Here is a 23954-nt window from a genome sequence, read left to right on the forward strand (position 1 = left end):
AGTTGAAAAGTAAATATTCTTAATACAGCGATTGAACTAATTACTATTAGTAAGGAATAAAATTAAAAGATCTTGAGAGCTTTTTTACGCAATGGGCATTCATTCTGTTTAGTATTGTAGGGACTATAATAGTTTAAGTCAACAAACTATACACAGTTTTTATATCACCTTGTGTAAAACCTCTAGAGGTTAAATACTGTGCTACTTTTTGTTTTTGTTGATTATTTTTAGGATCAATAAGTTTGAACTTTTTCAACAATTGTTGATAAGCTATCTCAGACCAATTAATATCAGCTAAATTTAATAGCTTTTTATTAAGATCGGATGATAATCCTCGTTGCTTTAATTCCAAACTAATTTTATATTTTCCATAACCTTTATTCGCACGCATAAATATATATTTTTCAATATATTGCTCATCATCCATCCAATGTTGATGAGTACAATGTTTAATAACATGTTCTATTTGTATCTTTAATTGGCTTAATTCTTCTGGATAATCATCTTCTATACATTTTATTTTTTTACTAAAAAATAAAGTTAATTTTCTGGTAAGTTCATATGAAGAGTGATCACGCTGTGCAAGTAATTGCACAGCTTTAGCTAAAATTAATTTATTAAGATTGTGTGACATTATTCGAAATTTTCATCTTCTGTTGTAGATTCTTCATCTTCAGCAGAGAAAACAGCTGGACTATTTAATAATAAATCACGCAATTTGGTTTCAAGTTCGGTAGCGATTTCAGGATGTTCTTGTAAAAACTTAATTGAATTAGCTTTACCTTGTCCAACTTTCTCACCATTATAGCTATACCATGCACCGGCTTTATCAACTAATTTATGTTTAACACCTAAATCAATCAATTCGCCTTCTTTTGATATACCACATCCATAAAGAATTTGGAACTCAGCTTGTCTAAATGGTGCAGCGACTTTGTTTTTAACCACTTTTACACGAGTATCACTACCGATAACATCTTCGCCTTCTTTTACTGCACCAGTACGACGGATATCTAAACGCACTGAAGCATAGAATTTTAATGCGTTACCGCCAGTAGTTGTTTCAGGATTACCAAACATAACACCAATTTTCATACGAATTTGGTTGATGAAAACGACAAGGCAATTAGCATTTTTGATGTTAGCGGTTAATTTACGTAATGCTTGAGACATTAAACGTGCTTGTAATCCCATATGCGAGTCGCCCATTTCACCTTCAATTTCCGCTTTCGGTGTTAATGCTGCGACTGAGTCGACAATAATGACATCTACTGCGCCAGAGCGAACCAATGCATCACAAATCTCAAGCGCTTGTTCACCTGTATCTGGTTGTGAAACTAATAAATCATCAACTTGAACCCCCAATTTTGCAGCATAGATTGGATCTAAAGCATGTTCAGCATCGATAAATGCACAGGTTTTACCTTCTTTTTGTGCTTGTGCAATAACTGATAATGTTAACGTTGTTTTACCTGATGACTCAGGTCCAAAGATCTCAACAATTCTGCCCATTGGTAAGCCACCAATACCCAATGCTATATCTAATCCCAAAGAACCAGTTGAAACGGCGTCCACATCTAAGGTTTGTGTGTCGCCTAAACGCATTATTGAACCTTTACCAAATTGTTTTTCGATTTGACTTAATGCTGCTGAAAGTGCTCGTTGTTTGTTTTCATTCATATAATTAAATTCCAATAAGTAAGGATATGAAACACATTATACTGTATTGTTATACAGTATCAAGTTTTTTTTATAAACAGCCTTAAATTGATTAATTATGTGAAATTACTCACAAATTTTCTTAATATTTATTAATAAATCCCGCTATTCAATTAATTAAACGTTATCTTAAGCGTTATTTAGAATAACGATCTTCATATTGTCATTTGGAAAAATGATAATAATCAAATTATGCTAATTTAATTAGGTTATACTTTCATAAAAAAGAAGCATTTGGTATGATTAACCTCAAAAGCTGTTGGCCATTATTGATGTATTAAATTAATTACCCCATAACATAATCGTTTAATAAATATTGGCAATTTTTTATACCTAAACGTTATGCTAATCAAAAACATCTTTACTAATTAATACACTATCAAATAAAGGAAAATAATGACTGTTGATAATCAAGATTATGTATTGTGTTCCCATTGTGATTTGGTTATCGAATTAACAGATGTTGCAATTGGTCATAAAGCAACTTGTCCTCGCTGTGGTACGACATTGTTTAAAAATCAGAACAATATGAAGTTTCGTGCGGCAATGTATGCATTTTGTTCATTAATTATGCTTGTTGTCGCTTGTGGTTTTGTATTTATTGATATTAATTTAGTTGGTAATATTAATGGTGTAAGTGTTTTGGATATACCTAAAACACTTTTTTTTGATAGATATAGCTATATTTCCGCACTATTTGTTCTATTTGTGCTCGTTTTTCCATTACTCAATTTATCTATTATTGTATTACTTTGTTGCAAAATAAAACTGACTAAATATCGAAAAAGAGATCTCTTGATCGTGTATGAAAAATTTCAGCATTGGTGTATGCCTGAAATATTTTTGACAGGAATTTTAGTTAGTTTTGTTAAATTAATGAGTTATGGCAGCCTTGGTGTTACAGGAACATTTTGGGCGTTTTGTTTGTTTGTTTTCTTTTATATCAAAGCATTAGTTATTTTTACACCAGGAAAAATATGGAATGAAATCCATCGTAATAATTTTACCTTAAAACCGTTACAAGTGGGTAAAACAGGAATTTATCAAAATATAAAATTGTGTAGTTGTTGTCATGCAATGGTTCCTACTGAGTATGCTAAATGTCCAAGATGTAAACAAAAAAGCCAACTTAGAGGAAGAGATAAAATACAGTGGACGATTGCACTATTAGTCACTTCACTGATTATTTATATACCTGCTAATTTATTTGGCATCATGATTACTGAAGTATTTGGGTCACCTTCAAGTTCGACGATTATGGATGGCGTTATTTATATGTGGCAAGCTGGTGATGTACCGGTAGCGTTAATTATTTTTGCTGCTAGCGTGGTTATCCCCATTTTAAAAATTATTTCACTTAGTTTGCTCTGTTATTTTGCTTTGGCAGTTAAGCATAAGAAAAAACGTAATTGTCTAAAAATGAAGAAATTATATAATGCTGTTGAATTTATTGGTAAATGGTCAATGATTGATATCTTTGTGGTTTCGGTCGTGTGTTCTTTAGTAAGAAATCAACAGATGATGGGCGTATATCCTGATATAGGGGTAAGTTTTTTCGCCACTGTTGTTATCATTACAATGATTGCATCCCAAAAATTTGATCCACGTTTGCTATGGGATCGAATACCAACTAGAAAATAAAATAATAGGAATAATATGGCAAGCTCAAGTAAGTTAGCAAAAATAATTAAAATTAGAGCAATTTCAGCAATATGGATTATTCCCATAGTTACCGCAATTGTTGGTTTATGGATTATCTATGCTCATTTTGCTGATCGAGGTACTTCTTTTACCTTATTAGCTAAAGATGCAAGTGGTATTGTGGCCGGTAAAACAGTTATAAAAAATCGTAGTGTTGATGTTGGTATTGTTGATGAAGTGACATTATCTGATGATTACAAACAAGTCGTAATTAAAGGTAGAATTTATAACGATATGAATCCGCTATTGAAAAATGATTCGATATTTTGGGTAGTTAAACCTGAAATTGGTCGTGATGGTGTAACAGGGCTAGGTACTATTTTATCCGGTGTTTATATTGAGCTTGTTTCCGGTAATGATACTCATAGCTTTAAAAACAATCCATTTGTGCTGTCTGATACACCGCCATTATCCGATCCAAGCATAAAAGGAATTCGTTTAAATTTAGATAGCGATCAAAGCGGTGTTGTGCCCCGTGGCGCTAAAGTAATGTTTCGCGGCTATCATGTCGGTAATGTTGAGACATCCGAATTTGATGTTGAAGCACGAAAAATGAAGTATCAAATTTTCATTACCACGCCTTATGATGCATTAGTAACTGAAAATGTACGGTTTTGGAAAGAGGGGGGAATCAATTTATCGCTATCTTCTCGTGGTGCCAGCTTAGATGTGCCTTCTTTAGATGTTCTAATGTCAGGTGGTATCAGCTTTGATTTACCTGATGGCGCTAAATTGGGACAACCTGCTAAACAACATGATGTATATAAGTTATATGAAGATAGAAAATCAATTCAAGATTCCCAATATACCGATTATAAGGAATTTATTATCATGCTTAATGATTCAATCTCTGGCTTAACCGAAGGTGCGCCAGTTGAATATCATGGCATAAGACTCGGTACAGTAAGTAAAGTGCCGTTTTATACCACAGAAATGTTGCAAGAAAGATCAATCCTTAATCAAAGAGTACCGATACTAATCAAAATCGAACCTGACAGATTAGCTGAATTGGTAGAAGATAAGATAGATATTGCTAATTTAATTATAAATGAGCAAAAAAATGGTTTGCGAGCATCATTAAAGACTTCAAATATGTTTACGGGGGCGCTCTATATTGATTTAGATTTTTATCCAGAGTTAAAAGACAAATATGATACTAAATTGGCTAAACAATATGGGTACGATACGATTGAATCTACATCAACTGGATTTGCGCAAATTCAAGCAAAAATACTGCAATTATTAGATAATTTTAATAATTTACCAGTTACCAATACTATGGAACAATTTAATAAATCTTTACAATCTAGTGAACGCTTAATGAATACCATCAATCAAATTATGGCAAGCAAAGAGATGCAAAATATGCCAAAAGATTTACAAAAAGCTATGCGTTCGTTAAATGAAGCGATGAAAGGAATACAACCAGGTTCACAACTTAATACACAAATGAATGAAAGCTTACAAAAAATTCAGCAAATGATGGATGAATTAACACCTTTACTCCATACGCTAAACAATAAAAGTAACTCATTGATCTTTTCTGCACCAAACAAAACAGATCAAGAACCAAAAGCTAGAGGAAACAAATAATGTTAAAATTGATTCGAAGCTTTAAAATTACACTATTGATAGCATTATTAACGGTAATGGTAGGCTGTTCGTCGAATACTCCAGAAAAAAATTATTTTCAATTAACAAGTAATTTAGTTAATGCTGATTCAATGACGACTCGCTCGACCAATAAGTTTATTTGGATTGAATCTATTGAAGTTGCTAGTTTTTTAAATAAATCAGGTATTGTTTTACAAACACAAGATATAAAATATGTCACAGCAACCAATAATTTATGGGCATCGACACTGTCTCAACAATTTGCAGATCGATTAGCTCAGGATCTAACCCAACTTTTACCTAATTATTTAGTTTCAACCAAATCTATTACTACACCGACCTTAACAATTAAGCTTTTTATTGATGGTTTCCATGGTAGTTATAATGGTGATGCAGTGATAAAAGGACGCTGGGTAGTGACAGATAATAAAGGACAAATTAGGACTAAATTTATTGATCGTCATGTGCCATTGGCAAAAAATGGTTATGACGCACTGGTAAAAGCCTTATCGCAAGGTTGGCAAGATGAAGAGTTTGAATTTGCAAATTCAATCAAATATTAGTTATTGTTTAACATTCCGCCGATATAATGGCGGAATGTTATCAGTATTTGATTTCAAATTATCATAACTGTTTTTTCAATTCACTAAATACCTGCTCATCAATCTCAATCCAACCACGAACACTATTAATAAATGCTATTTTGTCGGCCAGTAAAATATCTTTTTTGTTAATCGTTTTCTCAATTAATTTATGCTGTTTTAAATAATGTTGTCGCATTGTGCCAGCTAATAATCCTGATGTAATGGCAGGCGTTATCCACTCATCATTAATTAATAAAGCGATATTACCATTAACAAACTCGGTTATTTCATCATGTTGATTATAATTGATAAATTCTTGACCAATCGTCAATTGAGGAAAATGTTGCCGATTGGTTGTTTTATGATAGAGAAAAACATTGTGTTTATCGACACTTTTAGGCGCAAAAGCTATATTATTAATCACCATTGAGGTGGTAAGCAAATCTATGCTTATTTCCGATTGTCCAGATTTTGATTGCAAAAGTCGGACTTTATATTTTCCTAATGGATATTTTTGGGCTAGCTTAGTTAATGTCTGTTTGATTGTTTGAATATCACATGTAAAATCAAAATATTGCGTTGAGTTGTCCAATCTGTCCAAATGTGCATTAAGTAACCAAAACTCTCCATTTTCTAGCAATAAGGTTTCAATAATATATTCAGGCATAGATAAAGTTCTATGCAAAATAGCTGTTTTCGCTAGGACTTCATTATATTCATCATCGGCGCTTGAATCCCAGGTAATACCTCCGCCAACACCATAATTTAACTGTTGATTATTAATGGTTAAGGTACGTATTGGAATATTAAATATCGCCTTTTTCATAACAGGTTCAATATAACCAATTGAACCACAATATACGCCACGAGCTGAATTCTCAATATTACTAATAATTTGCATGGTACTTGCTTTAGGCGCTCCAGTGATTGAGCCGCATGGGAACAGTGCTTGCAATAGTTGATACAGGTTAATATTATCTTTTACTATTCCTTGAATAGTCGAGGTTAGTTGCCATACCGTTGGATATTTTTCTGCGGTAAATAAATGTGGAACGTTTACCGAACCAGGTTTTGAAATTTTGCTTAAATCATTACGCAGTAAATCAACAATCATCATATTCTCTGCAAGATTTTTTTCTGATTTCAACAACTTTATTTGTTGTTTATCTTGTTGTGTCGTCAATCCTCGTGCGGTAGTACCTTTCATTGGTTTTGTTGTAATAGTTTTATCTTCTAGTTTAAAAAATAGCTCAGGAGAGATAGATAAGATATGATAATTTTCAAATTCTATATAGGCACAATAATTGGCAAGATTATTTTTTTCTAGAAAGTGATAATAATCTAAAGGATCGTCATTAAATGGTGCACTAAATTGGATGGTATAATTGGTTTGGTAAGTATTACCTAATTCAATTTGCGAGTGAATATAGTCAATTTTTTGCTGATATTCGTTAATATCAGTATCACAAGATAACTTTAACGATAGTGGTGAAAAGTGATTTGAATCTGGAATCGGCTCACTCGTATACTTATCAAAAATACCAAATAATAGTAATGGTAAATCAAGATTTGAGCTTTTTATAATTTTGGTTTTATTGTTTTCACTAAACCCCATAGCACTTTCATAAGCAAGATAACCACAAGCGTAATACCCTTTATTCGTGAAGTTTTCTATCTGATCAATGAGCTGTTTAATAGATCTATAATCGTTTGATTTTATAATTTTGATTGGATCACAAAAACATTTACGTTCACCTTCAAAATCGATATAAATTTTCATTTTAATTACCATTAACAAAGTTGCTAATTATTTTTAAACCAAATTCTGTCTTAATTGCTTCAGGGTGAAATTGTACCGATTCAATTGGCAGTGTTTTATGGCGTAATCCCATAATTAATCCTTGCCTATTTTTAGCGGTGACTATTAAAGGTAATTCATTTGATGGCAAATTAGTTTGGGCAATTAGAGAATGATACCTTACAACAGATAGTGGATTTTTAATCCCGACAAACAAGCCTTGCTCATCATGAGTAATTTCATCAATTTTACCATGCATTGGTACTGGGGCTTTAACAATGCTATAACCAAAATATTGGGCAATCGCTTGATGACCTAAACAAATGCCAAGGATTGGGCGGTGATTAGCAAAACAATTGATCGCCGATAATGATATTCCGGCATTATCGGGTATTCCCGGCCCCGGAGAAATGACCATTTTGGAAAACGATAATTGCTTTAATTCATCAATAGACTTTTCATCATTTTTGATGACCATAACTTCGGCTCCTGCACGGCAAAGGTAATCATAGATATTAAAAGTAAAAGAATCGTAATTATCAATTAGAAGAATCAAAGTAGTACCCAATGCTTAATAATTATAAAAAAGGAGGTTTTAACGAGTGACTGGTGATTCTATTATAAAAAGCGATGCTATATAAAGTAATTAATTACTTATTAAAAAACTATCTAAGACTATATTAGACATTTAAAAACCCCGTTCCTCAAAAATTTTCAAAAAAATTGAGGAGCGGGGTTTTTTATTACTTATTTCTCATAAAGTTAATATTAATGTGATCCATATCACATTAATAATCTAATCTACTTGTATGGTAGTATTATTCAGATTAAAGTTTGTTCGTTAATCATTTTTCAGAGGTATTAAATGAAAATCGTAAAAGCAGAAGTTTTTGTGTGTAGTCCAGGAAGGAACTTTGTCACATTAAAAATCACTACAGATTCAGGCGTATATGGAGTTGGTGATGCGACACTCAACGGACGAGAGCTATCTGTCGCATCATATCTTAAAGATCATCTTTGCCCACAGTTAATTGGGCGAGATGCTAGTCAAATTGAAGATATATTTCAATATTTCTATAAAGGTGCTTATTGGCGTCGTGGGCCAGTGACCATGTCAGCAATATCAGCAATTGATATGGCGTTATGGGATATCAAAGGTAAAGTAGCCAATATGCCACTTTATCAGTTATTAGGTGGCGCTTCACGTACTGGTGTTATGGTTTATTGCCATACCACTGGTAAAGATATTGAAGAAGCGCTAGATGATTATGCAAAACATAAAGAGATGGGCTTCAAAGCCATTCGCGTTCAATGTGGTATTCCGGGAATGAAGACCACTTACGGTCAAAGTAAAGGTAAAAACTTAGCTTACGAACCGGCTACTCGAGGTAACTATCCAGAAGAGCAATTTTGGGCAACCGATAAATATCTTGATTTCACACCAAAATTATTTGAAGCAGTAAGAAATAAATTTGGTTTTAATGAACATCTATTGCATGACATGCACCACCGTTTAACGCCAATTGAAGCTGCGCGTTTTGGTAAAAGTATTGAAGATTATCGCCTATTTTGGATGGAAGATCCGACACCTGCAGAAAATCAAGAGTGCTTCCGTTTAATTCGTCAACATACCGTAACACCAATTGCTGTCGGTGAAGTATTCAATAGCATTTGGGATTGTAAACAGTTAATTGAAGAACAACTGATTGATTATATTCGAACTACCATAACTCATGCTGGTGGTATTACACATATGCGCCGGATTGCTGATTTTGCCGCACTTTATCAAGTTAGAACTGGTTCACATGGTCCATCTGATTTATCGCCAATTTGTCATGCAGCAGCTCTGCATTTTGATATGTGGGTACCTAACTTTGGTGTACAAGAATTTATGGGTTATTCCGAACAGATGTTAGAAGTTTTCTCTCCTAATTGGACCTTTAATGATGGTTATATGCATCCAAGTGACAAACCTGGATTAGGAATCGATTTTGATGAAAAACTTGCTGCAAAATATCCATACAATCCTGCTTATTTGCCAATTGCTCGTCTAGAAGATGGCACATTGTGGAATTGGTAACTAGAAAAAATTAAGGAAATTAATATGTCAACTTTAGAAACAATAGAAGAAAAAGAAAAACGAAATATCATAAGACGTGTAGCTGTGGCATCATCAATTGGAACCGCTGCAGAATATTATGATTTTTTTGCATATGGGACTGCAGCGGTACTCTTTTTTGGTCAACTGTTCTTTCCTAGTAATGATCCTTTTATTAGTACTCTTGCTGCATTTGCTACTTATGCCGTAGGTTTTTTTGCAAGACCTATTGGTGGTATTGTTTTTGGTCATATGGGCGATAAAGTAGGAAGAAAAAAAGCGTTAGTCATTACTATTTTAATTGTTGGATTAGGAACATTCGTTATTGGTTTATTACCTACTTATGCATCAATTGGTTGGTGGGCACCTGTAATTCTAATTTTAATTAGAGTTTTGCAAGGATTTGGTGTCGGTGGTGAACAAGCTGGTGCTGTGTTGATGACAGCGGAATATTCTCCACCTAAAAAGCGCGGATTTTTCTCTAGTTGGGTACAAATAGGCGCACCACTTGGTTTTTTGTTACCTTCAGCACTTTTTGCTTTATTAACATCATTACTTTCAGAAGAACAAATGCTTGATTTTGGTTGGAGAATACCATTTTTATTAAGTTTACTTTTGGTAATATTGGGATTATTTATCCGATTACGTATTGACGAATCACCAGTTTTTGAAAAAATTAGACAAACTAAAGCTGTTGAATCTTCAATGCCGCTGAAAGATGTTATGAAAAATTATCCGGGGATTGTTGCTAAAGGGGTTGGCGCAAAACTAATTGAAGCATGTTCATTTGCTATGTTTACAGTGATTGTTTTGGCCTATGTAAATGTTAATCAATTTAATAAAAGTTATGTATTAGATGCAATAATTGTTGCTGTAGTCATCGAGATTTTTACTATCCCGTTAATGGGCGCTTTATCGGATAAATGGGGAAGAAAAAGAGTCTATATACTTGGCGCTCTTCTGCAAGTAATTTTTATTGTTCCATTTTTCTTAATGATCAATACACAGAATTATATTTTAATTCAGTTGGCAATGATAATCGTTTTACCTATTGGGCATGCTATGTGTTATGCGCCACAAGCATCATTCTTCCCTGAATTATTTCCAACCGCAATTCGTTGTAGTGGTATTGCGTTGATATGGCAGGTTGGCTCATTAATTGGCAGTGGAATTTTAGGGCTTTGTGCGGTTAAGATTTTACAAATGTGTAGTGGACATTATTCTGGTTTAGCCTTATATGTTGGTACATTAGGTATTTTATCAGTTATTGGTATTGCGTTATTGCCAGAAACAGCACCTAATAAAATTAATAAAGAATACCAACAATGGGTAGGAAAATAAAACGACAAAATAATGATTATTTCAATTAATTATTAATCAGAGATTTTTATGAGATTATCAAATCAAACTTTATCACAACTACCTAAGGAGGTAGTTGTTCCAACTTATGATAGAAGCAAAATTAAAACCAAAATTGTTCATCTTGGTTTTGGCGCTTTTCATCGTGCTCATCAAGCAGTTTATACGGATATACTAGCTGCACAGCATGATAGCGATTGGGGATATTGTGAAGTTAACTTGATTGGTGGTGAAGCACAAATCCAAGATTTAAAACAACAAGATTGTTTATTCAGTGTATGTGAAATGTCCTATGATAACTGGAATACTCGTGTTGTAGGCGTTGCAAAAGAAGCATTACATGCAGATATTGATGGAATACAAAAAGTCTTAGATGTGATGACCCGTCCAGAAATTGCGATTGTGTCAATAACGGTAACCGAAAAAGGTTATTGTTATCTGCCATCGACAGCATCAATTGATACCAATAATCCATTAATTAGTCATGATATTGCCAATCCTCATGCACCTAAATCCGTTCCGGGTGTCATTGTTGAAGCGTTGCGTTTACGTAAAGAGCAGGGATTAAAACCTTTCACGGTTATGTCTTGTGACAATATGCCTGAAAATGGTCATGTTACTCGTAATGTGGTTTTAGCACTGGCTAAACAACGAGATTCTGATTTAACCCAATGGATCGATGATAATGTTACGTTTCCATCTACAATGGTTGACCGAATCGTACCAGCCGCAACGCCAGAAACTATGGCAAAAATAAATAAACAACTAGGTGGTATTGATGATCCCGCCGGTATTGCCGGCGAACCATTTAGACAATGGGTTATTGAGGATAATTTTGTGGCAGGTCGCCCCCAATGGCAAAAAGCGGGTGCAGAATTAGTTAATGATGTATTGCCATATGAAGAAATGAAGTTACGCATGTTAAATGGTAGCCATTCATTTTTTGCATATTTAGGCTATCTAGCTGGTTATTTACATATTGATGAATGTATGCAGGATGTTAATTATGTTACAGCAGCTAGGCATTTAATGCTAAATGAACAAGCAACGACGTTGCGAGTTAAAGATGTTGATCTACCTGCTTATGCTGAATCTCTACTTGATCGTTATCGAAATACTGGTTTAAAACATCGGACATGGCAAATTGCAATGGATGGGACATTGAAGTTACCCCAACGAATGCTTGATTCAATTCGTTATCACTTAGCTGATAATACTGCATTTGATTGTCTTGCTTTAGGGGTAGCAGCTTGGATGCGCTACGTTAGTGGGGTTGATGATGTGGGTAAAGCTATTGAAGTGAGTGATCCGTCAATTATGCAAATAACCGATCTTGTCGCAAATAGTGCCGATGATGAAAATAGAGTAAAAGCGTTATTGTCTTTAAGTCATGTGTTTGGTAGTGACTTGCCACATAATCAACTTTTTGTCGATAAGGTAACAAATGCCTATCTGTCATTACGAGATTTAGGTGCTAAACAGACAGTTAAAAATTTAACTGAACTTTTTTAGCACTATAAATGAAACTAACAATAATTGATAATAACTAAGGTGTAATAGCTTATTTAAGTCATTACACCTTCTATAATCATCATTCTAGTTATTTAATATATATAGTATTTTTTAAAAAAACTTTTCTTATATTTAAAAATCACCTACTATTTATTGTAATTAATTGATTACATAAAAATGGTATATGTTTAAACTTATTGAATTAAATATTTCTGAACCGGTTAATCAGCAGGTTTATCGCGCATTAAGAAGGGCGATTATTACATGTCAGGTGTTACCGGGAGTTCTACTTTCTGAAAAAGAGATCTCAAGTCAATTCAATGTATCACGCCAACCAGTCCGTGAAGCATTTATCAAATTAGCCGAAGCAGGATTAGTTAAAATTCTGCCACAGCGAGGTACATTTGTAACAAAAATCTCGATTAAAAAAGTGATTGATGGGCAATTTATTCGTGAAGCTGTTGAGTGTGCAATTATCAAACGGGTTGCGCAAGAAATAACCAGTGCTGATCTGGTATTATTGGATAAAAATCTTGCCGAACAGGTAGATGCCAATAACCGTAAAGATATTCGCGCTTTTTTGGAAAAAGATGACGAATTTCACCAAATTATAATGAATGTTATCGATTGTCCAATGGCTTGGGAAACTGTCGAAAATATCAAGGCAATGATGGACCGAGTTCGATATCTCACCTTAGAAGATATATCTCCACCAGAGGATTTAGTCAAGCAGCATGAAAAAATCGTTATTGCACTAAAAAAACATGATCCGGAAATGGCGGCATTGGCGCTGCATGAACATCTATCTACTATTTTACACACAATAAAAATAGTGTCACAACAACGGAATGATTGGTTTGTTGATTAGCTTATTAGTAAATAATAATTGAGACTTTCTATTATGATACGACAAGTTAAAATTCGAGTGTGTGGTCGTGTACAAGGCGTTGGTTTTCGCTTTTTTACTTATCAACAAGCGACCAAACTAGGTTTAGTTGGTTATGTTAAAAATTTAGATAATGGTGATGTAGAAATAGTCATACAAGGGGATAACATATCAATCGCTAAATTAATACAATGGCTTGAACAGGGCGGGCCAGTTTCAGCCCGTATAACTGCAGTGAATGTTATGGAATTAATTCCTGAAAGCCAGTTAGTCGGTTTTCATATCAAATATTAACTTTATAAATTATATGTTTTATTGCAATAATAATTAGTTGGCTAATCAACGCTATGATATATGGCTAATATTTATAAAGCATTATTTAATTAATATTTAACGTTTACGCAAATAGCCGAAAACACGATAACCTTCGATTTTCCATAATCCATCTTTATAAATTAACGGGAAAGTTACTCGGCTACTTGCGTTAGGGCCAGGATTTTGCTGAACAATTTCAATTTCATTGTCGCTAACTTTACTGATAATAGCAACATGACCATATTGAGACCATCCCAGTACGATAATATCTTCTACTTTGGGTTTGGTCGTTGATCCATTACGGAACTGAAGTAAATTACGTCTGGTATTTATTTTACCGTCAGGAATGGAATCATCGAAAAAATCTTTTGCATGGCCATAACTATCTGGCATTTTATGATTGAAACGTTCGTAATAGTAGCGTTTAATGAATTCAACACATTGATATTTAAGACCTAAATTATAACCATCTTTAGCTACATTGCGACTACTAACATGATTGATATTGCCATTATAGTAGACTTTAACACCATTAAACTCGTCGATGACCGTGCCAATTTTACTCTCATTAACATTTAAATCAGCATAAGCATAATGATAAAAACTACCTACTTCCAGCATGAATAAAACAATTAATAAATAGAGACTGTTTTTTAATCTAAATAACATATTGATTTCCTATTGATATTTTTTTTATCCTTATTAGGTGATTATGTCTAAATTTTAGCCTTAAAAATTAATTATAATAGTTATTTATTAGTAAAAAATGTATATATTAATTGCTATATCTGAGCAATTAATTTTTCAATTAAAAAATAATATTTTATTTAAATTAAAAGAAAAGCTCATTGTTATGTATTCATTATTAAACACTGTAAAACGTATCTATTAAGATGCTTTGAGACCGTTATCTTATTAATACTAATGTTTATCAATCATTATCAGAATGTCATTTAACTTCTTGCAATGTCAGATATTAATTTAATAAAAAATAAAGTAAAATGAGCTAATATTTAGATGATTTGTCATAATAGTGTGCCTGCGTTATTGATTAATCTTATAAAGGTAATTAACGTAAAGTATGAATAAAAAAAATTTAATCTGTTTCTTACTTCTTATTTTGATAATTGGTGTTTATTATAGTTATCAAAAAGATGATGAGGTGTCGAGCTCGCCATCAAATGCAAGTCTGCCGGAAACACCAATTTATCAAAGTGATGATATGGTAACCAATGTCTATGATTTATCAGGTAATATGGTATATAAAATTGAATCTGGCAAAGTAAAGCATTTTGATAATAATGAAAGTACTGATTTTGATTTACCTAATGTGACACTTTACGATCAGGATCATGCGGCTACTTGGCATATTAAAGCAAAACGCGCAACTTTGACTAATGATAAATTGATCTACCTTTATCAAGATGTCGTGTTAACAAATTTAACCCCAGAATCGCAATTACAACAAGTGTTAACTGATAATGCTATAGTTGATTTAAAAACACAACTGGTAACGTCTGATGATCCAGTAAAAATTAAGGGAGTTGGTTTTTTCTCAACTGGTTTGGGTTTAATCGGTAATTTACGAGAAAAAACGGCAAATATACTTGAGAATATAAAAACCTTTTATAATAGTGAGGCTCAATAAAAAATGAGATCCAAAAAACAGAAATTTTTTCCGTTATTTTTTATGCTATGTGCATCATTTGCTTGTTTTGCTGATGAGCCTAATGAAGCCGCTTCATCTGCCTCAAAAGATCAAAAGATGTTTGTCGATAATAAACCTATTACAGTTGATGCAGATAATCAGCAAATAGATATTGAAAAAAATATTATTACTTTTAATGGGAATGTCCAGATTATCCAAGAAGGTTTGACCATATGGGCAGATAAAGTGGTAATTACTGATATGCAAGACACCAGTAAACAAAAAATAACTGCATATGGTAAACCGGTAAAATATAAACAAATTCTTCCACAAAATAATAAAATTGTGACCGGTCATTCACAACAGGTTATCTATAATGTTAAGGAAAATAACATAGTATTACAAGGTAATGCAGAACTATTTCAACAAGATAATCATATCAGTAGCTCAATCATTACTTATGATGTGAAAAAACAGCAAATTGTTGCACAACCAGGCAAAAAAGGTCGGGTAAAAAGCACTATTATTCCAAGTCAAGTAAAAGAGATGAATAAATAAATGGCAATTTTAAAAGCGGAAAATCTTGCTAAAGTTTATAAAAAACGACGAGTTGTTGAAGATGTTAGTTTAACAGTAAACTCAGGTGAAATTGTTGGTTTACTTGGCCCTAACGGTGCTGGTAAAACTACCACTTTTTATATGGTGGTTGGCATTGTGACTTTAAATGCTGGTAAAATCTACCTTGATGAGCATGATATCAGTATCTTGCCATTACATGAGCGAGCGCAAAAAGGAATAGGTTATTTGCCTCAAGAAGCGTCAATATTTAGAAAACTTTCAGTTATTGATAATATTATGGCTATTTTAGAAACGCGTAATGATATTGATAAAAATGAAAAGATAAATCGAGCAGAAGAGCTACTTGAAGAGTTTCATATTACCCATATCCGAGACAATGTTGGTCAATCATTATCTGGTGGCGAACGACGACGAGTTGAGATCGCTAGAGCATTGGCAGCAAACCCTAAATTTATCTTACTTGATGAACCATTTGCTGGTGTAGATCCCATTTCGGTTATTGATATTAAAAATATTATTAAACATCTACGTGATCGTGGTTTAGGGGTACTGATTACTGATCATAATGTTCGTGAAACACTTGATGTTTGTGAACGTGCCTATATAGTGAATAAAGGACATTTAATTGCTGAAGGTACACCAGACAGTATATTAAATAATGACTATGTTAAACGTGTTTATTTAGGACATGAATTTAGATTATAGATTATGATAAAACAAGGCTTACAACTGAAGGTTTCACAACAGTTGTCAATGACGCCACAATTACAATTAGCTATTCGATTGTTGCAATTGTCGACTTTAGAATTACGTCAAGAAATTCAAACTGTACTTGAAAACAATCCATTATTAGAGATTGCCGATCAGTATGATGAGGTTAATGTTGAACAAGATGAACTAAACGAAAATATTGATACCCGTGAAGCATTGGATAGTCAAGAAATTCCTGAAGATATTCCGTTAGATGCCTCATTAGATGATATTTACACTGCAGGTACACCCTCAGGAACCTATTCAGATTATCGTACTGATGAATTACCAATCTATCAAGGTGAAACACATGAAACCTTGCATGATTATTTAAAATGGCAATTAGATTTAACACCATTTAGTGACATTGATCGTGCAATTGCTGTTTCGATTATTGAAGCTATTGATGACAGAGGTTATCTAACCGTTTCAAGTGAAGAAATTCTAGAAGAACAAGGTAATAGTCAAATTGAACTTGATGAGGTTGAGGCTGTTTTAAAGCGAATTTGGCATTTTGATCCAATCGGAGTTGGAGCCAGATCGTTACAAGAATGTTTATCTATTCAAACTCAGCATCTAACTCCGCCGGTATTAGTTAAACAGATTATTGATAACTATTTAGATTTATTAGCAAATCATGATTATCGAACATTGAAAAAACGCTTAAATGCTACCGATGAACAGTTAAAAGAGGCGATTGATTTTATCCAGCATTTACAACCTTATCCTGGTGATTCGGTCAATACTTTACCTCCGGATTATGTTATTCCTGATCTTGTGGTAAAAAAGATTGATGGCAAATGGATTGCTGAATTAAATAACGATACTGTTCCGACTCTGCGTATTAATCAACAATATGCGGCAATGGAAAAAATTAGTAATGAAAGCGACAGCCAATATATTCGCGCACATTTGCAAGATGCAAATTGGTTTATTAAAAGCGTCGAAAATCGTAATGAGACACTATTAAAAGTGAGTCAATTTATTGTTGAGCATCAACAAGCTTTTTTTGAAAATGGCGCTGAATATATGAAACCAATGATTTTGTCTGATGTTGCCGAGGCAATTGATATGCATGAATCGACAATATCACGAGTAACAACACAAAAGTATTTACAATGCCCAACTGGCATCTTTGAGTTAAAATTCTTTTTCTCAAGCCATGTTAATACTGAATCTGGTGGCGAAGCCTCGTCCACAGCCATTCGGGCATTAATTAAAAAATATATTTCCGAGGAAGATGCAAAAAAACCTTTGAGTGATAGCAAATTAGTTTCAATCCTTGAAAATCAAGGCATAATTATTGCTCGGCGAACGGTAGCAAAATATCGTGAGGCATTGTCAATACCACCTTCAAATCAACGCAAACAGCTTTAATATCAATAAACTATTTTATTAATTAGATTAAATATTTCTATTCCCTTTGAATGCGATTGTGTTAATAACTGATTGATTTTGATGATTTAAATATATTATCAATAATTGAATTAAAGGCGCTTACGCGCCTAAATAAACTAATTTAAGAATCTAGGAATTTTATGCTCAAATGAGCTGATAGCATCTTCATGTTGTAGGGTTAAACCAATATTATCTAAACCATTTAATAAACAGTGGCGTTTGAAAGCATCAATTTTAAATGAATATTGTTTGTCACCAGCAATGACGACTTCATTAACTAAATCAATAGTGAATTCAATTCCCTCATTGGCTTCAACCAATTTAAACAACTCATCTACTTCTTCTTCGGATAAGTTAACTAATAATAGTTGATTATTAAATGAGTTATTATAAAAGATATCAGCAAAGCTCGAGCCAATAATAGTTTTAAATCCATAGTCGGTTAATGCCCATGGTGCATGTTCACGCGATGATCCACAACCAAAGTTTTCACGAGCTAATAAAATACTCGCACCTGCATATCGAGGTTTATTTAATACAAATTCTGGATTAGGTTGTTTGCCAGCGTCATCCAAAAATCGCCATTCATGAAATGCATGTTGTCCAAATCCGGTACGAGTAACTTTTTGTAAAAATTGTTTAGGAATAATAGCATCAGTATCAACGTTCGCCGCATCTAAAGGAACGACCAATCCTGTATGTGTTGTAAATTTTGCCATGACAAGTCTCCTTAAAACGGTTTGCGAATATCAGTAAAATGACCAGTAATGGCCGCCGCTGCTGCCATTGCCGGGCTAACTAAATGTGTTCTTGCATCACGACCTTGTCGTCCTTCAAAATTACGATTACTGGTAGATGCACAGCGATCACCCGGGGCTAATTTATCATCATTCATCGCTAAACACATTGAGCATCCTGGTAAGCGCCATTCAAAACCAGCATCAATAAAAATCTTATCTAATCCTTCAGCCTCTGCTTGTTCACGCACCGGACCGGAACCCGGTACGACAAGGGCTTGAACGCCATCGGCGACTTTACGACCTTTAGCAACTTCAGCTGCGGCACGCAGATCTTCAATACGGGAATTAGTACATGATCCTATAAACACTTTATTGATCTTAATATCAGACATTTTAGTTCCCGCGGTTAACCCCATATAGGCTAATGCGCGTTCAGCTGAATGTTTTTCAATTGGATCGGAAAAATCTTGAGGATTTGGTACTTGAGAATCAATAGCTGTTACTTGACCAGGATTAGTTCCCCAAGTTACTTGCGGAGCAATATCTTTTGCTTCTAAAGTCACAATCGTATCGAAATGTGCTCCTTCATCGGTTTTTAAGGTTTTCCAGTAAGCAACAGCTTGCTCAAAATCTTCTCCTTTAGGTGAGAATTGACGACCTTTTAAATATTCAAATGTGGTTTCATCTGGTGCAACTAATCCAGCTTTGGCACCCATTTCAATGGCCATATTACATAATGTCATTCGGCCTTCCATTGACAAAGAGGTAATTGCTTCGCCACAAAACTCAACTACATGACCTGTACCACCAGCACTGGTGGTTTTACCAATGATCGCTAGAATAATATCTTTGGCGGTAATGCCATCAGCGACTTTGCCTTTGACCTCAATTTTCATCGTTTTAGCGCGACCTTGTTTCAATGTTTGGGTGGCTAAAACATGTTCAACTTCCGATGTCCCAATACCAAAAGCTAATGCGCCAAAAGCACCATGTGTTGCGGTGTGTGAGTCACCACAAACTATTGTCATACCGGGTAATGTCATCCCTTGCTCAGGGCCAACAACATGCACAATTCCGCGTAATGGACTTTGTAAACCGTATAAAGAGACGCCAAACTCTTCTGCATTTTTAGCTAATTCGGTTAGCTGAATTCGTGCCATCTCACTACAAGCGCTTAAATCATTACTTTTCGTTGAGGTGTTGTGATCCATTGTGGCGAAGGTTTTATGCGGTTGTCGGACTTTACGATTCATTGCTCGTAAACCATCAAAGGCTTGAGGAGAGGTGACTTCATGAACCAAATGGCGGTCGATATACAAAATAGGCGTTTCATTAGGTGCTTCATAGACAACATGTGCATCATATAATTTTTGATACAATGTTTTTGGTTTTGTAGACATTGCTTATATTCCTTTAATATTCTTGCAAAAGGGTTAATACGATCGATTAACCCTTACTTTAAAAATTAAATTAAACGACAAATGGTATCGCCCATTTCATCGGTAGAAACATAACTACCACCACGAGCAAGATCAATAGTGCGAGTACCTTGTTCTAAAGCTTTGTTAACTGCATTTTCAATAGCTTTAGCAATATCATCACGTTTTAAACTATAACGAACTAACAGTGCTAATGATAAAATTTGTGCAGCAGGATTAGCAATATTTTTACCGGCAATGTCAGGCGCACTACCACCAGCAGGTTCGTATAAACCAAAGCCATCTTCATTTAAACTGGCAGAAGGTAACATTCCCATTGAGCCGGTAATCATGGCGCATTCATCTGATAGGATATCACCAAATAAGTTAGAACAAAGTAATACATCAAATTGCGCAGGATCTTTCACTAATTGCATAGTGGCATTATCAATATACATATGCTCTAATGTGACATCTGGGTACTGTTTAGCTACTTCACTTACAACTTCACGCCACAAAATAGAAGTTTGTAGAACATTTGCTTTATCTACTGACGTTACTTTCTTGCGACGGATTTTCGCTGCTTCAAATGCCATACGGGCAATTCGTTCAATTTCAAAGCGGTGATAAACTTCAGTATCAAAAGCACGCTCTTGGGGGCCAGTTCCTTCACGCCCCTTAGGTAAACCGAAATAGATACCACCAGTTAACTCACGCATACATAAAATATCAAAGCCACGTTTAGCGATATCTTCACGTAACGGACATAACTCTTCTAAACCTTGGTATAAACTAGCAGGGCGCATGTTGGCAAATAATTTAAAATGTTTGCGTAATGGTAATAGAGCACCGCGTTCAGGTTGTTGGTCAGGTGGTAAATTGGTCCATTTTGGACCGCCAACCGAGCCAAATAAGATAGCATCAGCTTTTTCACATCCTTCTAACGTCTCTTTTGGTAATGGGCAACCGTGAATATCAATTGCTGCACCACCCACATCATATTCACTTGTTGTAATGGCTAGGTTATATTTTTGACGAATAACTTCTAACACTTTATAGGCTTGTTTCATCACTTCTGGGCCTATACCGTCACCAGGTAGTACTGCAATATGGTAATTTTGTGACATATCTATTCCTTAACAATCTAATTATATTTTAAATATTTCGTCATTAAGTAACGAAACAATATTTACTTTTTAGTATTGGTGCAATTTTTGTTTTTGTTCTGCAACCTGATTTGCTCTATAAACATTATTTAACACATTAATTAATGCTAATGCTGATGAATGAACAATGTCGGTAGCAAGCCCAACTCCATGGAATTTACGTCCTTTATATTCGGCAACGATATCGACTTGACCCAAGGCATTTTCACCCTGTCCTTTAGATGCTAATTGATATTTCACAATTGAAATAGGTTCGCCAGTAATACGATTTATCGCTTGATAAACAGCATCAACAGGGCCATTACCTGTTGCTGCATCTGAATATTTTTGATCGCCAATAATTAAACTAACTGAAGCGGTTGAAACGACAGTAGAGCCAGATTGTACATTAAAATAATCCAATACATAATGCTCTTCATCATCTTTAATTTGATTAATAAAAATTAATGCTTCTAAATCATAATCAAAAACCTGGCCTTTTTTATCGGCAAGTTCTAAAAAGGCTTGGTAAACTTGATCTAAATTATAATCATTATCCTGATAACCTAATTCAGCTAAACGATGTTTTACTGCAGCTCGGCCTGAACGGGAAGTTAAATTTAATTGGATTTGATTTAAACCGATCGACTCAGGGGTCATGATTTCGTAAGTTTCGCGATTTTTTAACACGCCATCTTGATGGATACCTGATGAGTGCGCAAAGGCATTACTACCAATAACCGCCTTGTTAGACGGTATCGGTGTATTGGTAATTTGGCTGACGATTTGACTGGTACGATAGATCTCTTGATGATTAATATTGGTGTGAACGTTTAAGATATTTTGACGGACTTTGATCGCCATAATGACTTCTTCTAAAGCCGTATTGCCCGCACGTTCACCTAAACCATTCATCGCCCCTTCAATCTGCCTAGCACCTTCTTGAATCGCGCTAATCGAGTTAGCCACCGACATGCCCAAGTCATCATGACAATGAACAGAGATAATCGCTTTATCAATGTTCGGGACACGTTCAAATAAGGTATGAATAATGCCACCAAATTGATAAGGGACAGTATAACCGACAGTATCCGGTATATTGATCGTGGTTGCCCCTGCTTGAATTGCTGCTTCAACAATCCGACATAAGTTATCAATTGGGGTACGGCCTGCATCTTCACAAGAAAACTCCACATCATCTGTATAATTACGTGCACGTTTAACACAGTGCACAGCCTGTTCAACGACATCTTCAAATGTCATTTTTAATTTATCTTTAACATGTAACGTTGATGTTGCCATAAAAGTATGAATACGAAATTGATCGGCTACTTTTAAAGCTTCGGCTGCAACATCAATGTCTTTATCAATACAACGAGACAATGCACAAACACGACTATTTTTAATGGTTTTAGCAATAGTTTGTACTGATTCAAAATCGCCTGGAGATGAGATAGGGAAACCAACTTCCATTACATCTACTTGCATTCTTTCTAATGCTAAAGCTATTTGAAGTTTTTCTTTAACACTTAAACTTGCTTGTAACGCTTGTTCACCATCACGTAATGTTGTGTCAAAAATAATAATCTGATCGCTCATTGTTATTTCCTTTATATTTTAGCGCTATCTCGGTATTTCAAGTTAAGAAAACAAAAAACCCGCACTTTAGCGCGGGTTCTTGTTAATTTGTCGAGTTAATTATTAAATCACTTTTACTCCACACACAAGCTATCCGCGCAAACTGATGCGAGGAGGAGGCTGAGTAGGAGGTTAGTAAATTTAATCATTAACTGCTCAATTATTATATTATGAATAAAATATTGACACTATTTCTATCAAAAAAAGGCTCTAATGTCAATAATAAAAATTGATTAAATCAAATAGTCATCTATAACTTATATAGTTATTTTGTTGAAATAGTTCATTCAAACATTAATCAGAAACGCAAATTACTCTTAAACCTTCAATTTCTTGTGGAAGCTTTTTAATACTACCATCGTTGAAATCAATTGCGTAAAACTGGGTTCCTGTTGGGTATCGATTTACAGGGTCTTCATTGCAATTGTCATCATCATCCCATTCATTCCAACCGTTATAACTAATATTGCGTGATTTTATTTTAAATGATCGATTTTTTTTCATTAAATCATGATACTCATCTTGGTCGTTAACCTTTTTCCATGTCCAAAATACATTTGATATTTCATCGCCTTGAGCATTTTTATTAGGATAAACTTCATTAATTGTATTACCCCATTCAGCTAATAAAAAGTTAACTTCACGGATATAATGATTGTTATTATTTTGACCAAATTTGTAATTATCATAAAGAGCATTGGTCAAAATTTCTGGACCTCCAGGATACATAGCTGTTCCTTTACAAGAACAATATTGTTCTGCATATTTTTGTGCTTTGACGGTCTCATTAGAGATATAAAACCAATATTCTATTTCAAAAGAATAAATTACCCTATCACCTACTTTTAATGAAAATTCAGTGTAATTTGCCAAATCAGCATCATCTTCGCTAACTTCTTTCTCAAAATTTGGTCCACTAAATTCAACTCTAAGCTGATTATTTTTACCACTTAATTTTAATTCAACCGGGGAGTCTGATGGTTTTTTTATATAACTAATGTCCTGCCATTTTGCCCCTGATAACACGACATTAAAATATAATTTATCGGCTG

The 23954-nt window shown here is 34.2% G+C and carries 22 protein-coding genes; 12 read left to right on the forward strand and 10 right to left on the reverse strand.

The window, feature by feature from the left end; genetic code table 11:
- Nucleotides 1-133: 133 nt before the first annotated feature.
- Complete coding sequence (locus tag H3T83_RS01050) at nucleotides 134-634, reverse strand: regulatory protein RecX (protein ID WP_086356861.1); 501 nt, start codon at nucleotides 632-634, stop codon at nucleotides 134-136.
- Nucleotides 634-1680 (reverse strand): recombinase RecA, encoded by a 1047-nt coding sequence (recA, locus tag H3T83_RS01055; protein WP_034903468.1) that lies wholly within the window; start codon nucleotides 1678-1680, stop codon nucleotides 634-636. Before recA ends, H3T83_RS01050 begins: the two co-directional genes overlap by 1 nt.
- Nucleotides 1681-2115: 435 nt before the next feature.
- Here recA and H3T83_RS01060 point away from each other — a divergent pair, with 435 nt between their 5' ends.
- From H3T83_RS01060 to H3T83_RS01070, 3 genes are read left to right on the forward strand one after another with little or no spacing between them, the layout of a single operon-like run.
- The gene (locus H3T83_RS01060; protein ID WP_165601682.1) at nucleotides 2116-3360 is read left to right on the forward strand and encodes a PqiA/YebS family transporter subunit; all 1245 of its coding nucleotides are present in this window, start codon (nucleotides 2116-2118) and stop codon (nucleotides 3358-3360) included.
- Between the two features lie 15 nt (nucleotides 3361-3375).
- Nucleotides 3376-5013, forward strand: coding sequence for an intermembrane transport protein PqiB (gene pqiB, locus H3T83_RS01065; protein ID WP_065578105.1), 1638 nt, complete (start codon nucleotides 3376-3378; stop codon nucleotides 5011-5013).
- Complete coding sequence (locus tag H3T83_RS01070) at nucleotides 5013-5597, forward strand: ABC-type transport auxiliary lipoprotein family protein (protein WP_198214837.1); 585 nt, start codon at nucleotides 5013-5015, stop codon at nucleotides 5595-5597. Before pqiB ends, H3T83_RS01070 begins: the two co-directional genes overlap by 1 nt.
- Before the next feature lie 61 nt (nucleotides 5598-5658).
- On the opposite strand, the gene pabB is transcribed toward H3T83_RS01070, so the two are convergent.
- The gene (gene pabB, locus H3T83_RS01075) at nucleotides 5659-7398 is read right to left on the reverse strand and encodes an aminodeoxychorismate synthase component I (RefSeq protein WP_198214838.1); all 1740 of its coding nucleotides are present in this window, start codon (nucleotides 7396-7398) and stop codon (nucleotides 5659-5661) included.
- A gap of 1 nt (nucleotide 7399) precedes the next feature.
- Complete coding sequence (locus H3T83_RS01080; RefSeq protein WP_110453088.1) at nucleotides 7400-7972, reverse strand: aminodeoxychorismate/anthranilate synthase component II; 573 nt, start codon at nucleotides 7970-7972, stop codon at nucleotides 7400-7402.
- Nucleotides 7973-8281: 309 nt separating this feature from the next.
- Between H3T83_RS01080 and manD the strand changes: the two genes are divergently transcribed.
- The 5 genes from manD (at nucleotide 8282) to yccX (ending at nucleotide 13565) form a co-directional block, all read left to right on the forward strand.
- Complete coding sequence (gene manD / locus H3T83_RS01085; RefSeq protein WP_034902860.1) at nucleotides 8282-9496, forward strand: D-mannonate dehydratase ManD; 1215 nt, start codon at nucleotides 8282-8284, stop codon at nucleotides 9494-9496.
- Between the two features lie 24 nt (nucleotides 9497-9520).
- On the forward strand, nucleotides 9521-10855 hold the full coding sequence (locus H3T83_RS01090; RefSeq protein ID WP_081300034.1) for an MFS transporter: 1335 nt from the start codon (nucleotides 9521-9523) through the stop codon (nucleotides 10853-10855).
- A gap of 48 nt (nucleotides 10856-10903) precedes the next feature.
- Entirely contained in the window at nucleotides 10904-12385 is a 1482-nt protein-coding gene (locus H3T83_RS01095) for a mannitol dehydrogenase family protein (RefSeq protein ID WP_198214839.1), read from the forward strand.
- Nucleotides 12386-12569: 184 nt separating this feature from the next.
- Nucleotides 12570-13253 (forward strand): GntR family transcriptional regulator, encoded by a 684-nt coding sequence (locus H3T83_RS01100; protein ID WP_065578100.1) that lies wholly within the window; start codon nucleotides 12570-12572, stop codon nucleotides 13251-13253.
- Nucleotides 13254-13286: 33 nt separating this feature from the next.
- A complete protein-coding gene (yccX, locus tag H3T83_RS01105) occupies nucleotides 13287-13565 on the forward strand; it encodes an acylphosphatase (protein ID WP_065578099.1) in 279 nt (92 codons plus the stop codon).
- Between the two features lie 96 nt (nucleotides 13566-13661).
- Here the strand turns inward: yccX and H3T83_RS01110 are convergent, their stop codons facing one another.
- Nucleotides 13662-14255 carry a CHAP domain-containing protein gene (locus tag H3T83_RS01110; protein ID WP_198214840.1) on the reverse strand — a complete coding sequence of 198 codons (594 nt, stop codon included), beginning with the start codon at nucleotides 14253-14255 and terminating at the stop codon, nucleotides 13662-13664.
- A gap of 412 nt (nucleotides 14256-14667) precedes the next feature.
- Between H3T83_RS01110 and lptC the strand changes: the two genes are divergently transcribed.
- Genes lptC through H3T83_RS01130 form a run of 4 tightly spaced genes read left to right on the forward strand, consistent with a single transcriptional unit; the run spans nucleotide 14668 to nucleotide 17940 of the window.
- Nucleotides 14668-15234: an LPS export ABC transporter periplasmic protein LptC gene (gene lptC / locus H3T83_RS01115; protein WP_198214841.1), complete on the forward strand. Its 567-nt coding sequence runs from the start codon at nucleotides 14668-14670 to the stop codon at nucleotides 15232-15234.
- A 3-nt stretch (nucleotides 15235-15237) separates the two neighbouring features.
- Nucleotides 15238-15792 carry a lipopolysaccharide transport periplasmic protein LptA gene (gene lptA / locus H3T83_RS01120; protein WP_081300035.1) on the forward strand — a complete coding sequence of 185 codons (555 nt, stop codon included), beginning with the start codon at nucleotides 15238-15240 and terminating at the stop codon, nucleotides 15790-15792.
- Entirely contained in the window at nucleotides 15793-16518 is a 726-nt protein-coding gene (gene lptB, locus H3T83_RS01125) for an LPS export ABC transporter ATP-binding protein (protein ID WP_034902834.1), read from the forward strand.
- 6 nt (nucleotides 16519-16524) lie between these two features.
- Nucleotides 16525-17940, forward strand: a complete 1416-nt coding sequence (locus tag H3T83_RS01130) for an RNA polymerase factor sigma-54 (protein WP_110453334.1) — start codon at nucleotides 16525-16527, stop codon at nucleotides 17938-17940.
- A gap of 137 nt (nucleotides 17941-18077) precedes the next feature.
- On the opposite strand, the gene leuD is transcribed toward H3T83_RS01130, so the two are convergent.
- The 5 genes from leuD to H3T83_RS01155 form a co-directional block, all read right to left on the reverse strand.
- A complete protein-coding gene (gene leuD, locus H3T83_RS01135) occupies nucleotides 18078-18680 on the reverse strand; it encodes a 3-isopropylmalate dehydratase small subunit (RefSeq protein ID WP_086360200.1) in 603 nt (200 codons plus the stop codon).
- 11 nt (nucleotides 18681-18691) lie between these two features.
- A complete protein-coding gene (gene leuC / locus H3T83_RS01140) occupies nucleotides 18692-20101 on the reverse strand; it encodes a 3-isopropylmalate dehydratase large subunit (protein ID WP_034884246.1) in 1410 nt (469 codons plus the stop codon).
- 65 nt (nucleotides 20102-20166) lie between these two features.
- Nucleotides 20167-21246: a 3-isopropylmalate dehydrogenase gene (leuB, locus tag H3T83_RS01145; protein WP_086320929.1), complete on the reverse strand. Its 1080-nt coding sequence runs from the start codon at nucleotides 21244-21246 to the stop codon at nucleotides 20167-20169.
- 69 nt (nucleotides 21247-21315) lie between these two features.
- Nucleotides 21316-22863: a 2-isopropylmalate synthase gene (leuA, locus tag H3T83_RS01150; protein ID WP_065578095.1), complete on the reverse strand. Its 1548-nt coding sequence runs from the start codon at nucleotides 22861-22863 to the stop codon at nucleotides 21316-21318.
- A 333-nt stretch (nucleotides 22864-23196) separates the two neighbouring features.
- Nucleotides 23197-23928 carry a hypothetical protein gene (locus H3T83_RS01155; protein WP_198214842.1) on the reverse strand — a complete coding sequence of 244 codons (732 nt, stop codon included), beginning with the start codon at nucleotides 23926-23928 and terminating at the stop codon, nucleotides 23197-23199.
- Between the last annotated feature and the right edge of the window lie 26 nt (nucleotides 23929-23954).

Origin of the sequence: Gilliamella sp. M0320 (assembly GCF_016101635.1) — a bacterium.
GTDB classification, from domain to species: Bacteria; Pseudomonadota; Gammaproteobacteria; order Enterobacterales; family Orbaceae; genus Gilliamella; species Gilliamella apis.